The organism is Actinacidiphila sp. bgisy144 (genome assembly GCF_057708105.1).
Genome location: NZ_JBYIRM010000024.1, coordinates 1 through 12,143 on the forward strand (window position 1 = coordinate 1; position 12,143 = coordinate 12,143).

Here is a 12,143-nt window from a genome sequence, read left to right on the forward strand (position 1 = left end):
TGGGTGTCCTTCGTCGACACCCGCGCGGCCTGCGGGAACGTCGGCATGCCCAGGTCCGTACGGCTCATGACCGGCTCCTTGCCGCGCTGGAGGCGGCTGCTGTGGTGACTGAGGTGGCTGCGGTGGCTGCGGCGGGGGCCGGGGGCGGCGTGAACGGCTCGTCCTCGGTGGACGCGAGGATCTCCGCGATGTGGACGCTGCGCAACGGGGCGCCCTCGCGCCGAAGGATGCCGTCGATGTGCGTCAGGCAGGAGTTGTCCGCGGCGCACAGCACCCCGGCGCCGGTGTCGAGGGCGTGCCGGACCTTGTCCTGGCCCATGGCGACGGACACGTCCGGGTTCTTGACGGCGAAGGTGCCGCCGAAGCCGCAGCACTCCTCGGCGCCCTCCAACTCCCTCAGTTGAAGCCCCTTGACGGCCTGGAGCAGCCTGCGCGGGCGTTCGCCCAGTCCGAGCATGCGCAGGCCGTGGCAGGTGGGATGGTAGGTGACGGTGTGCGGGAAGTACGCGCCCACGTCCGTCACCTGGAGCACATCCACCAGGAACTCGGTGAGTTCCAGCGTGCGGTGCTCCAACGACGCGGCGGCGTCGGCCAGTTCGCTGCCGCGCCCCTCGGCGAGCGCCTTGGCGCCGATCCGCGGGTAGTTGTCGCGCACCATGGCCGCGCACGAGCCGGACGGCGTGACCACGTAGTCGTAGCCGTCGAAGGCGCGGGCCATCCGGCGGACCAGCGGCTCGGTCTCGCGCCGGTAGCCGGTGTTGAACTGCGGCTGGCCGCAGCAGGTCTGGGCCTCGGGGAAGTCCACCTCGACGCCCAGCCGCTCCAGCAGCCTCACGGTGGCCCATCCGGTGTCGGGGTACAGCGCGTCATTGACGCAGGTGACGAAGAGTGCGACCCGCATGCGGCTCCTTCGGGGTATGCGGTGTGCGGTGCGGTGGTCGTGCGGTGCGGTGGTCCACGGCCGCCCCGGGCGGCGGCCGTACGGTACGGCGGGTCCGGTACGCCCGGGGGCCGCGCGGCAACTAGACGCGAACGAAGGGGCGTTGGCGCTCAGCCCAGGCCGACCCGCGCGCCCGCGGCGGCCCAGGCGCGGGGATCGCCGCTCGGCCGGTAGTGCCGCAGATGCTGTGTGTCGGCCACCAGCCGGCGCATGGCGGCATGGTCGGCGACGAGCCCGTGCGCGCGGGCCTGCACCAGGATGTTGCCGAGCGCGGTCGCCTCGGTCGGCCCGGCCACGACCGGCAACCCCGTCGCGTCCGCGGTGAGTTGGCACAGCAGGTCGTTGCGGCTGCCGCCCCCGACCAGGTGCACCACGTCGAGGTCGCGGCCGGACAGCTCGGCCGCGGTGCGCAGCGCCACCCGGTGCGCCAGCGCCAGGCTCTCCAGGATGCAGCGCACCATGGCGCCCTGGTCGTCCGGCGGGCGCTGACCGGTGCGCGCGCAGTACGCGGTGATCCGCGCGGGCATGTCGCCGGGCGCCAGGAACTCCGGCGCGTTCGGGTCGACCAGCGCGGCGAACGGCGGCGCCTCGGCGGCCCGCGCCAGCAGCGGCGCGAGGTCGCTCGGCAGGCCCTCGGCCGCCCAGGTGCGCAGCGTCTCCGACAGCAGCCACAGCCCCATGATGTTGCGCAGGAAGCGGAACGTGCCGTCGATGCCGCGCTCGTTGGTGAAGTTCGCCGCGCGCGACGCCTCGGTGACGACCGGCCGGTCCAGTTCCAGGCCGGCCAGCGACCAGGTGCCGCAGGAGACGTAGCCGAAGCCGGGCCGGTCGGCGGGCACCGCGGCCACCGCGGACGCCGTGTCGTGGGAGGCGACGGTGACCACCGGGGTGCCCTCGGCCAGCCCCGTCGCCCGCACCACCTCGGGCAGCAACTCCCCGGCCACCTCGCCCGGTTGGCGGATCGCCGGGAGCAGCCCCGGCTCGATGCCGAGCCGCCCGAGCAGGTCGGCGGACCAGGTGCCGGTGGCCGCGTCCAGCAGGGCGGTGGTGGAGGCGTTGGTCAGCTCGGCGCCGACCGTGCCGGTCAGCCAGTGCACCATCAGGTCCGGGACCAGCAGCAGCGTACGGGCGGCGGCCAGTTGGGCGCTGCCGCGCGCCGCGCCGAGCTGGAAGACGGTGTTGAACGGCAGGTGCTGCAACCCCGTGACCCGGTACAGCTCCGGCGCGGGCACGCTCCGCCACACCTGGGGCACCGCGGCCTGCGTCCGGTCGTCGCGGTAGTGGTATGGATTGCCCAGCAGCCGGCCGTCGGCGTCCAGCAGGCCGTAGTCCACCGCCCAGGAGTCGACCCCGACTGACGCGACGCCGCCGGCCCGCGCGGCCTCGCGCAGCCCGTCCAGCACCCCCTGGTACAGGCTCAGTACGTCCCAGTGCAGGCTGCCGCCGGCCTGGACCGGGCGGTTGGGGAAGCGGTGCGCCTCGCTCAGGTCGAGGTTGGCCGGGCCGACCCGGCCGACCATGACGCGGCCGCTGGTGGCCCCGAGGTCGGCGGCGGCGAACGCGGACGGGAAGGCGGAGGAGGGGCTGCGGGGCACGGCGGTTACCTCGGTCGGTACGGCTCGGGTGCGGCCAGGGACGGCGTGGCGCCGTACACCGCACGGGAGGTGGCGGGAAGCGGGCGGCGGTAGGGGATGGCGGGCGGCGGTAGGGGGGAGGGAGAAGCGGGCGGCGGGAACGGGCGGCGGTGGCGGAGGTGGATCGGCGGGCGCACCGGCTCCGTGGCCGGTGCGCCCGCCGGGCTCGGGCGCGGCTCAGCGCAGGAACGCCGCCGCGACACCCGCGTCCACCGGCACGTGCAGGCCCGTGGTGTGCGTGAGGTCGCCGCCGGTCAGCGCGAACACCGCGTTGGCCACGTGCTCGGGCAGCACCTCCCGCTTCAGCAGGGTCCGCTGGGCGTAGAACTCGCCGAGCTCGGACTCCTCGACGCCGTAGACCGCGGCGCGCTGCGCGCCCCAGCCGCCCGCGAAGATGCCCGAGCCGCGGACCACACCGTCGGGGTTGATGCCGTTGACGCGGATGCCGTATTCGCCCAACTCGGCGGCCAGCAGGCGCACCTGGTGGGCCTGGTCGGCCTTGGTCGCGGAGTAGGCGATGTTGTTGGGGCCGGCGAACACCGCGTTCTTCGACGCGATGTACACGATGTCGCCGCCCATGCCCTGCTCGGTCATCACGCGGGCGGCCTCACGCGAGACCAGGAACGAGCCGCGCGCCATGATGTCGTGCTGGAGGTCCCAGTCCTTCGCGGTGGTCTCCAGCAGCGGCTTGGAGATCGAGATGCCCGCGTTGTTGACCACCAGGTCCACCCCGCCGAAGGCGAGCAGCGCCTGCGCGAAGGACGCCGCGATCTGCTCCTCGGAGGTCACGTCGACCGTGACCGCGACCGCCTTGTCCGGACCGCCCAACTCCTCGGCGACCGCTGCCGCGTTGGCCTCGTCGAGGTCCGCGACGACCACGCACGCGCCCTCGGCGACCAGCCGGTGCGCGATGGCCTTGCCGATACCCGAGCCGGCGCCGGTGACCAGCGCGATACGGGTGGCCAGCGGCTTGGGCGCGGGCATCCGCCGCAGCTTGGCCTCCTCCAGCTCCCAGTACTCGATGCGGAACTTCTCCGCCTCCTCGATCGGCCGGTACGTCGAGACCGCCTCGGCGCCGCGCATCACGTTGATGGCGTTGACGTAGAACTCGCCCGCCACGCGCGCGGTCTGCTTGTCCTTGCCGTAGGAGAACATGCCGACGCCCGGCACCAGGACGATCGCCGGGTCGGCGCCGCGCATCGCGGGGGAGTCCGGTGCGGCGTGCCGCTCGTAGTAGGCGGCGTACTCCGCCCGGTACGCCGCGTGCAGCTCCTTCAGCCGGGCCTTGACGTCCGCCAGGGGCGCGGTCGGCGGCAGGTCCAGGACCAGCGGGCGGACCTTGGTGCGCAGGAAGTGGTCGGGGCAGGAGGTGCCCAGCGCCGCCAGCCGGGGGTGCTCGGCGCGGGCGAGGAAGTCCAGCACCTCGTCGGTGTCGGTGAAGTGGCCGACCTGCGGCCGGTCGGCGGAGGCCAGGCCGCGCAGCAGCGGCGCGAGTTCGGCCGCGCGGGAGCGCCGCTGCCCGGCCGGCAGCGGCCCGTAGCCGTCCAGCAGCGGGCCGAACGGCTCGGCCTTGCCGCGCTGGGCGAGGAACGTCTCGGCGGTGCGGATGATGTGCAGCGAGTTGCGCTCGCACTCCTCGCTGGTCTCCCCCCACGCGGTGATGCCGTGGCCGCCCAGCACGCAGCCGATCGCCTTGGGGTTCTCCCGCTTCACCGCGGCGATGTCCAGGCCGAGTTGGAAGCCCGGGCGGCGCCAGGGCACCCACACCACGGTGTCGCCGAAGCACTCCTTCGTCAGGGCCTCGCCGTCGGCCGCGCAGGCCAGCGCGATCCCGGAGTCCGGGTGCAGGTGGTCCACATGGGCGGCGTCCACCAGGCCGTGCATCGCGGTGTCGATCGACGGGGCCGCGCCGCCCTTGCCGTGCAGGCAGTAGTCGAACGCGGCGACCATCTCGTCCTCCCGCGCGACCCCCGGGTAGACCTCGGTGAGCGCGCGCAGGCGGTCCAACCGCAGGACGGCCAGGCCCGGTTCGCGCAGCGTGCCGAGGTCGCCGCCGGAGCCCTTGACCCACATCAGCTCGGTGTCGGCGCCGGTCACCGGGTCCGGGGAGGTGCCCTTCGCGGAGGTGTTGCCGCCCGCGTAGTTGGTGTTGCGGGGATCGGCGCCCAGTCGGTTGGAACGCTCGAGGAGTGCGGCTGCCTCGGGAGGGAGGGTCATGACGGTCGTCTTCCTTCGCTGAAGGGCGGGTGGCGTGGCAGGTCGGGCGGAGGGGTCGGGGGAGCGGCTTGGCGCGGGAGCAGCGGGCGCGGGCCGGGCACGGACGTTGCGCACCGCGCCCGGCGGAGGGACTACGCGCCCCAGCCGGCCTGGGTGCCGCCGACGCGCTCCTCGACGATCCGCTGCTGGTAGCCGGTAGCACGGTAGGCCGCCAGCGGGTCGGGGTCGAGCCCCTGCTCCTGGCGCACCTCGGCGAGCAGCGGCCGGACGTCCGTGTTGTACGCGTCCATCAGCACCGCGTTGGCGCCGAGCACGTCGCCCGCCGCCTGGGCGGCACCCAGCGCGTCGAGGTCGACGAGCAGCGCCTTGGCGGTGGCCTCCTGGACGTTCATCACCGAGCGGATGACGGCGGGGATCTTGCCCTCGATGTTGTGGCACTGGTCGAGCAGGAATGCCACCCCCGCCTCGGGCGCGAAGCCGCCGTTCCTGGCGACCTCGTGCAGGATGCGGAAGAGCTGGAACGGGTCGGCCGCGCCCGCCATCAGGTCGTCGTCGGCGTAGAAGCGGGAGTTGAAGTCGAAGCCGCCCAACTTCCCCTGGCGCAGCAGGAAGGCGACGATGAACTCGATGTTGGTGCCCGGCGCGTGGTGGCCGGTGTCCACCACGACCTGCGCCCGCTCGCCGAGGGTGAGGCAGTGCGCGTAGGAGGTGCCCCAGTCCGGCACGTCGGTGGTGTAGAAGGACGGCTCGAACAGCTTGTACTCCAGCAGCAGCCGCTGCTGGTCGCCGAGGCGCGCGTACACCTCGGCGAGCGCTTCGGCCAGCCGGTCCTGGCGGGCGGTGATGTCGTCCTGGCCCGGGTAGTTGGTGCCGTCGGCGAACCACAGCTTCAGGTCGCGCGAACCGGTCGCGTCCATGATGTCGACGCAGGCCAGCAGGTGGTCGATCGCCTTGCGGCGCACCTTCGGGTCCGGGTTGGCGACCGAGCCGAGCCGGTAGGCGTCGTCCTGGAAGACATTGGCGTTCACCGCGCCGAGCCGCAGGCCCCGCTCCTTCGCGTGGCGGGCTAGCGCCGCGTAGTCGTCCACCGCGTCCCACGGGATGTGCAGCGAGACCACCGGGGCCGCCCCGGTGGCCGCGTGCACCTGCGCGGCGTCGTCGAGCTTCTCGAACGGGTCGCGGGGCACGCCCGGTTCGGCGAACACCTTGAACCGGGTGCCGGAGTTGCCGTAGCCCCATGAGGGGGTCTCGATCACCTGCGCCCGCAGCGCCGCTTTCACCGCCGACAGCTCAGGCATGGGCGACCCTCCGTTGACGGTTTGAAATGAATCGATTCACGGCACGAAGATAGGTCCGCCCCGGAGCGCTGTCAAGGTATCGAGTAACCGTTCTACGGCAGGTGGAATCAGCCTCGGGGCGGCCGCATCGCGCCCCGCGCCGAGGCGTGTGGTACACGGGAGAGGCGATTTTCGATGAATCATTTCACGCCCCGGAACGCAAGGGCGGCGCGCCGCCGCCCCGGGCCTCGCCCTGCCTAGCGGCTTGACCCTCACGCGGCGTGAGGGGGCATCGTCGGGGGCGTGGAAGAGCACCTGGGCGCAGGACACCTGACCGTGGGGCGCGTGGCCGAACTGGCCGGCGTGAGCGTGCGGACCCTGCACCACTACGACGAGATCGGCCTGGTGGTCCCCTCGGCGCGGACCGCCGCCGGGTACCGCGCCTACGCGGCCGGTGACGTGGAACGGCTGCGCGAGGTGCTCGCCTACCGGCGGCTGGGCTTCGGACTGCGCGAGATCGCCGATCTCGTCGACGACCCGGCCACCGACGCGGTCGCGCACCTGCGCCGGCTGCGCGGCCTGCTGCTGGAGCAGCGCGACCGCGCCGCGGCCATGGTGACGGCCATCGACCGGGAACTCCAGGCGCGCGCCATGGGCATCGCGACCACACCTGAGGAGCAACTCGAAGTGTTCGGAGCACAGTTGTACGACGTCATCGGGTCCGCCTACCCGGCCACCCGCCGTACCGAGCCGCGCATCGCGGCCCGCGTGTGGGAGGCGCTCGGCGACGCGCGGACCGTCCTGAACGTCGGAGCCGGCACCGGGTCGTACGAACCGCCGGACCGCGAGGTCACCGCCGTGGAGCCGTCGGCGGTGATGCGGGCGCAGCGTCCGGCCGGCGCCGCGCCGTGCGTGGCCGCCGCCGCGGAGCACCTGCCGTTCCCCGACGGCGCCTTCGACGCCGCGATGGCCTTCAGCACGGTGCACCACTGGCGGGACCCGATCGCGGGCCTGCGTGAGATGCGGCGGGTGGCGCGCCGGGTGGTGGTCTTCACGTACGACGCGAGCGACCCGGGCCGCCGGGAGCGGTTCTGGCTCACCCGCGACTACCTGCCCGAGTTCGCCGACCTGCTGGTGGACTGGCCCTCGCTGGCCGACCTGACCCGCGCGATCGGCGGCCGCGCGGAGCCGGTGCTCGTGCCGTGGGACTGCGCGGACGGCTTCTTCGAGGCGTACTGGCGGCGGCCCGAGGCGTATCTCGACGAGCACGTGCGCCGGGCGGTGTCGGTGTGGACGCGGGTCGGCCCGCAGGCCGAGCGCCGTGCGGTGCGGGCGCTGCGCGACGACCTCGGCTCGGGGCGCTGGGCCGAGCGCAACCGGGACCTGGTGGCCCTGGACGCGGCCGAGTTGGGCCTGCGGCTGCTGGTGGCGTGAGTCAGCGCGGAAGGGCGGCGGAGTAGCAGCTCGGGTGCCGGGCGGCGGGGGCGGTGAGGCACAGGCGGACGGGGATGCCGGGGCCGGGGAGGGCGACGAGCGGGGTGTAGACGAAGGGGTCGCTGTCGCGGGCGTGGCGCACGGTCATCCGCTGGACGGGGTGGCCGCTGACCGCCAGGCGCACCGTGGTGCCCGGGGCGACGTTCCACAGCCGGGCCCAGGCGGCGCGGCACAGCGGGTTGTAGCGGATCTCGGCACCGGCGCCGGCCGGGGTCTGCGTCTGGAGCAGCGTCTCGGGCCCGACCCCGCACAGCATGGTGCCCGGGTCGCGCCCGTCGCACGCGGAGGACGTACAGCCGACGTGGAAGGTGGTGGCCGAGGGAGTAGCGGGGTCGGCGCGGCCGGCGCGCGCGGCCGAGAGGCCCTGCCGGCCGCCGACGGCGAGCAGCACGCACAGTACGGCGAGGGCCGCGCCCACGGCGGCACGCCGCCGGCGGCGCGGGCGGGCCGGAAGCGGGTCCGGAGCGGGTGCGGGCTCCGGACCGCCAGGCGGCTGCTCGCGGCCCGCTGCCGGAACGGGCGCGGTGAGCGGCGCGGTGAGCGGTAAGGGCGCCGTCAGCGGCGCGGGCCCCGGCGCCGGCTCGGATGTCCGGGCGGGCTCGGGCGACGGCTCCTGTACGGGCGCGGGCCCCTGCACGGGCTCCGGCTCCTGTACGGGCTCCGGCGCCGACGCCGGCTCCGGTTCCTGCTCGGGCTCCGGTTCCTGCTCGGGCGCGGGCCGCGCCGCCGTGCGTACGGCCGCGCGGCCGCTCCATCCGGCCTCCGCCAGCTCCCACAGCGCCCGCAGTTCCTCCTCGGACCCGCCGGCCAGCCCGCCCAGCGTCCGCACGGCAGGCCACGGCGGCAGCGCCTGCCCGGCGAGGTAGCGCTGCCAGGAGGACTTGCTGTACGCCGACGCGCCGGCCAGCGCCGCGAGCGTCAGGCCGGACCGCGTCCGCAGCAGCCGCAGCTCCGCGGCCAGGCGGCCGCACGCTGCCGGAACCCCGCTCATCGGCGCAGCGCCGCCCAGGTGGCGGGCCCCACCTGGCCGTCGACGTCGAGGCCGTCGGCCTTCTGCGCGGCGATGACCGCGGACTCCGTGAGCGGACCGAAGTTGCCGTCGACGCCGCCGGGCGAGAACCCGTCGTGCTGGAGCAGGCACTGCAACTCGGCCACCTCGGGCCCCCACATGTCGACTTCGAGGGCGGCGGTACGCGTCCGGCTGTTGCCCGCGTACCAGAGCCCGCCCGTGCGGGTGAAGTCGCAGACGTAGGAGGGTTTGTGCGTGGCCGCCGCGGCCGCCGTCCTCGCGGGCTGTGCCCGCAGCACCAGCGCGGTCACCCCGGAGCCGAGCGCGGCGGACACCACCACCGTCAGCAGCAGCCGCAGTCGGGGTCCGCCCAGCCGCGCCACCCGCCGGCGCGGCGCCGGGCCGGGGTCCGGACGGGCGGAGCCGGGGTGGTCCTGTGCCGGTGCGGCGGACGCCGCGGGGGTGGCCGCACCCGGCTCTTCGCGGTCCGCCGCCGCCGGGGCCGCCGCTGCAACGTCCGCCGCCGTAGGGCCCGTTGACGTGGATTCCGTCGCCGCGGTTTCCGTCGGCGTACGTCCCGCGCCCGCCCGGCCCCACGCGTCCGCCGCCAACTCCCGCCGCGCCAGCAGCCGTACGGCGTCCGCGCCGACCGCCTCGGCGAACGCCTCCACGGCGCCGCGCGGCGGCAGCGTACGGCCGTTGAGGTAGCGGTCCCACGAGGTGGCGCTGTAGCCGGTCCGGGCGGCGAGCTGCCGCAGATCCAGGCCGCCGCGGTCCTTCAACTGCCGCAGCCCGGCCACGAACGCGACGGCCTCCGGGCCGAGTTCCGCGGGCAGCGCTTTCCAACGGGCCATGTCCGGCCTCCCCCATTCCCCACGACGCCTGACGCCCAGCGGGATACTACCGACCCGGGCGCTCCGGTTCGCCGTTCACGGGCCGAACCGGCGGGGTGCGGGCCGTACCGGGCACACGAATGTCAGCCGTGGCACTTCAGAGCGACCAGCAGCGTGTCGGCCGGCTGCGCCTCCAAGTGGCCGTAGAAGTCCCGCACGTACCGCTCCCCGGTCGCCAGGTGCGGGCAGGACTCCTCGCCGGCGCAGCTGCTGTGCCGCGGATGGCGGCCGTCCTCGATCCACCAGCCGTCAAGGGTGAGCAGGTCGGGCTGCCAGCGGGCGCGCAGGCGGAAGGCGGCGAGGTCCAGCAGGCCGCGCGGACCGCCCGCGCAACGGCCGGGCGGGCTCGGCAGGGGCGTCCCGTCGTACCCGTCGTCGTCATGGATCAGCCGGGGGTCGTCCGCGTGCCCGGGCAGCGCTGTGAACCCGGTGCCGTCACTGCCGCCGCGGACCGTCCACTCGTCCCAGATCCCGCGCCACCGCGGCACCTCCCCCAGCCGGAACGGTGCCAGCGCCAACCCGATCGCCCCGCGCAGGTCTCCGGCTGCCGCCGCCGGCAGGCACACCACGACCCGGATACCCGCCACCACCGCCACCCCCAGTTCCCCGGCCGACCCGCCCGCCGCCCAACCTACCGCGCCGCTACGGCACCTGGTGTGCTCGGACCGGCGGCGGAGTCGGTGCGGCCGACGTGGTCGTCGAGGAAGTCGAAGAACCGCTGTGCGGCAAGCGACCGGGCCATCGGCTCGCAGTGCCCGGCGGCCCCTTCGGCCTCGGTGAACCGGACGTGCGCCTTCTCGCCGCGGATCATGTCGTACAGCCGCCTCGGCTGGCCGGCGAAGTACCCCTCCTGATCGGGATCGGCGATCAGTACCGGCGTCGTGATCCGCGCGGCGAGTTCCGGGGTGATCTCGTAGCGGTCCGCCTCGAGGAACGTGTCGTAGAAGCTGGGGCGGCCGTACGGCCCGGCCCGCCAGGTGAACATCAGCCTGACGTCTTCCGGGAGGCGTGCGATCGCGGCGTTGAAGGCGTCACGGTCACCGGCCGCGAGAAGCTCCCTCGGCTCGGGCGGCAGCGCGGCATGCCACGCCTCGGACACCTTGACCACACCGTCGTCGATGACCGCGGCCTTGAACCGGTGCTCGAACGCCAGGGCGCGCGGGGCCCAGTACCCGCCCTGGCTGACGGCGTAGAGGGCGAGCCGCTCCGGGTCCACCCCCGGCAGCCGCAGCGCCGCGTCGACGACCGGCGTGACGACGTGCTCCCAGTCCGGCCGGAAGGGGATGCCCCGCTCGAACAGCATGCGCTGCTGGCCGGGCCCGTCGAAGACCACGACGTTGTACCCGCGTACGGACGCCTCGGTGCCGTAGCCGGGCCACAGGTAACTGGCCGCGCCGTCGGCGCCGTTGACCATCACCAGCGTCGGCTTGGACCCTTCGCCGGGTGCGGCGAAGTACCAGCCGGGCATCGTGGTGCCCTCGTACGGGATCTCCAGCGGCTCGGGCGGGTTGTCCAGGAGGCCGAGGTACCGCTCCCAGCAGTGGCGGTACGCGGCGAACGTCCGCGACCGGGTCTCGTCCGGTTCCGCGCACGCGTCGGCCACCAGGACGCACGCCGCGTAGTAGGTCGCGGCGCGCAGGAGCGCGTTGCGCCCGCTCACCCGGTGGCCGCGGTGCACGCAGTCGTCACCGATCGCGGCGACGCGTGCGGCGGTGGCCTCCCACGCGCGTGCCCACGAGGCGAGGTCGCCGTCGGTGACGCGGTCGATCGTCGTCAGCGTCTCGCCGGTGTCCGCCGCGCCGGTGTACACCCGCCCGAGCATCGCCCGGGTCATCGAGTTCATCCGGGCGTCCGCGAAAAAGGTGGAACGCGTACCTGTCGCTGTGCTCATGCTCGTTGCCGTTCTCGTAGTGGCTCGGGCCCCGCGCGGCGCGATCCGAACGAATAAGAGAGGAATCCCTCTCTTACGAGCGTAGGGCGGCTCGATAAGGAATGCAAACCTCCTCTAGACTGGTGGGATGCCCCTGCCTGCCACCGAGCCGCCCCGCGGGCGCCGGCGCGGCCCCGAACTGGAAGCCGCGCTGCTGGACGCGGCCTGGGACGAGCTGACCCAGGCCGGCTTCGCGAAACTCACCATGGAGTCCGTCGCGGCCCGCGCCGGTACCGGGATATCCGTGCTGTACCGCCGCTGGGCCAACAAGGACGAGCTTGTGCTCGCCGCACTCAGGCACTACCGGGACACCCACCCCGTCGACATCCCCGACACCGGCTCCCTGCGCGGTGACCTGCTGGCCGCACTGAGCGTCATGGGCGAGGCCCGCGCCGGCTTCTTCGCCCTTGCCTCGGCCACGGCCTTCTCCGGACTCCTGGCCAGCACCGGGCTCACTCCCTCCCAGGTGCGCGACCGGATCTTCGGCGACCGGCGGCCGCTGCTCACCCAGGACCTCTACCAGCGCGCACACGACCGCGGTGAGATCGACCTCGAACGGATTCCCTCCGCGGTGCTCGCCATGCCGTTCGACCTGGTGCGCAACGACCTGCTGATGGACCCCGAACCCCTTCGGCCCGCACGCATCCGGTCGATCGTCGACGACCTGTTCCTGCCCCTGGTCCACCTGCACAACAGCGGCGGGGCGGGTGCCGCGCAGGCCACCTGGACGTCATGAGGCGCCGGCCTGC

10 protein-coding genes are annotated in these 12,143 nt (G+C 74.2%); 2 read left to right on the top strand and 8 right to left on the bottom strand.

All coding sequences use genetic code 11. The features are described from left to right. Positions 1 to 64: 64 nt before the first annotated feature. The 4 genes from AC3EVP_RS25145 to rhaI all read right to left on the bottom strand — a co-directional run bounded on the left by AC3EVP_RS25145 (position 65) and on the right by rhaI (position 6,089). The gene (locus AC3EVP_RS25145) at positions 65 to 901 is read right to left on the bottom strand and encodes a (Fe-S)-binding protein (protein ID WP_335972967.1); all 837 of its coding nucleotides are present in this window, start codon (positions 899 to 901) and stop codon (positions 65 to 67) included. Positions 902 to 1,050: 149 nt separating this feature from the next. After that, positions 1,051 to 2,460 (bottom strand): rhamnulokinase, encoded by a 1,410-nt coding sequence (locus AC3EVP_RS25150; RefSeq protein WP_435133542.1) that lies wholly within the window; start codon positions 2,458 to 2,460, stop codon positions 1,051 to 1,053. A gap of 291 nt (positions 2,461 to 2,751) precedes the next feature. Continuing rightward, positions 2,752 to 4,791, bottom strand: a complete 2,040-nt coding sequence (locus tag AC3EVP_RS25155; RefSeq protein ID WP_435133299.1) for a bifunctional aldolase/short-chain dehydrogenase — start codon at positions 4,789 to 4,791, stop codon at positions 2,752 to 2,754. A gap of 131 nt (positions 4,792 to 4,922) precedes the next feature. Next, a complete protein-coding gene (gene rhaI, locus AC3EVP_RS25160; RefSeq protein ID WP_335972957.1) occupies positions 4,923 to 6,089 on the bottom strand; it encodes an L-rhamnose isomerase in 1,167 nt (388 codons plus the stop codon). Positions 6,090 to 6,413: 324 nt separating this feature from the next. Here rhaI and AC3EVP_RS25165 point away from each other — a divergent pair, with 324 nt between their 5' ends. Further along, positions 6,414 to 7,502 (top strand): MerR family transcriptional regulator, encoded by a 1,089-nt coding sequence (locus AC3EVP_RS25165; protein WP_335973105.1) that lies wholly within the window; start codon positions 6,414 to 6,416, stop codon positions 7,500 to 7,502. Position 7,503: 1 nt separating this feature from the next. On the opposite strand, the gene AC3EVP_RS25170 is transcribed toward AC3EVP_RS25165, so the two are convergent. The 4 genes from AC3EVP_RS25170 to AC3EVP_RS25185 form a co-directional block, all read right to left on the bottom strand. Beyond that, entirely contained in the window at positions 7,504 to 8,553 is a 1,050-nt protein-coding gene (locus tag AC3EVP_RS25170; RefSeq protein ID WP_435133302.1) for a DUF2690 domain-containing protein, read from the bottom strand. Next, positions 8,550 to 9,425 (bottom strand): peptidoglycan-binding protein, encoded by an 876-nt coding sequence (locus tag AC3EVP_RS25175; RefSeq protein ID WP_435133305.1) that lies wholly within the window; start codon positions 9,423 to 9,425, stop codon positions 8,550 to 8,552. The genes AC3EVP_RS25170 and AC3EVP_RS25175 overlap by 4 nt, the downstream gene beginning before the upstream one ends. A gap of 122 nt (positions 9,426 to 9,547) precedes the next feature. Beyond that, positions 9,548 to 10,051, bottom strand: a complete 504-nt coding sequence (locus AC3EVP_RS25180) for a hypothetical protein (RefSeq protein WP_435133308.1) — start codon at positions 10,049 to 10,051, stop codon at positions 9,548 to 9,550. Between the two features lie 44 nt (positions 10,052 to 10,095). Further along, entirely contained in the window at positions 10,096 to 11,307 is a 1,212-nt protein-coding gene (locus AC3EVP_RS25185; protein ID WP_488179826.1) for an alpha/beta hydrolase family protein, read from the bottom strand. Between the two features lie 175 nt (positions 11,308 to 11,482). Between AC3EVP_RS25185 and AC3EVP_RS25190 the strand changes: the two genes are divergently transcribed. Next, a complete protein-coding gene (locus AC3EVP_RS25190; RefSeq protein ID WP_435133314.1) occupies positions 11,483 to 12,130 on the top strand; it encodes a TetR/AcrR family transcriptional regulator in 648 nt (215 codons plus the stop codon). Positions 12,131 to 12,143: the final 13 nt, after the last annotated feature.

Bases quoted from the DNA above. Each gene is read 5' to 3' on its own strand.
- AC3EVP_RS25145 (WP_335972967.1), bottom strand. From the start codon at position 901: ATGCGGGTCGCACTCTTCGTCACCTGCGTCAATGACGCGCTGTACCCC.
- AC3EVP_RS25150 (WP_435133542.1), bottom strand. From the start codon at position 2,460: ATGGTCGGCCGGGTCGGCCCGGCCAACCTCGACCTGAGCGAGGCGCAC.
- AC3EVP_RS25155 (WP_435133299.1), bottom strand. From the start codon at position 4,791: ATGACCCTCCCTCCCGAGGCAGCCGCACTCCTCGAGCGTTCCAACCGA.
- rhaI (WP_335972957.1), bottom strand. From the start codon at position 6,089: ATGCCTGAGCTGTCGGCGGTGAAAGCGGCGCTGCGGGCGCAGGTGATC.
- AC3EVP_RS25170 (WP_435133302.1), bottom strand. From the start codon at position 8,553: ATGAGCGGGGTTCCGGCAGCGTGCGGCCGCCTGGCCGCGGAGCTGCGG.
- AC3EVP_RS25175 (WP_435133305.1), bottom strand. From the start codon at position 9,425: ATGGCCCGTTGGAAAGCGCTGCCCGCGGAACTCGGCCCGGAGGCCGTC.
- AC3EVP_RS25185 (WP_488179826.1), bottom strand. From the start codon at position 11,307: ATGAACTCGATGACCCGGGCGATGCTCGGGCGGGTGTACACCGGCGCG.
- AC3EVP_RS25190 (WP_435133314.1), top strand. From the start codon at position 11,483: ATGCCCCTGCCTGCCACCGAGCCGCCCCGCGGGCGCCGGCGCGGCCCC.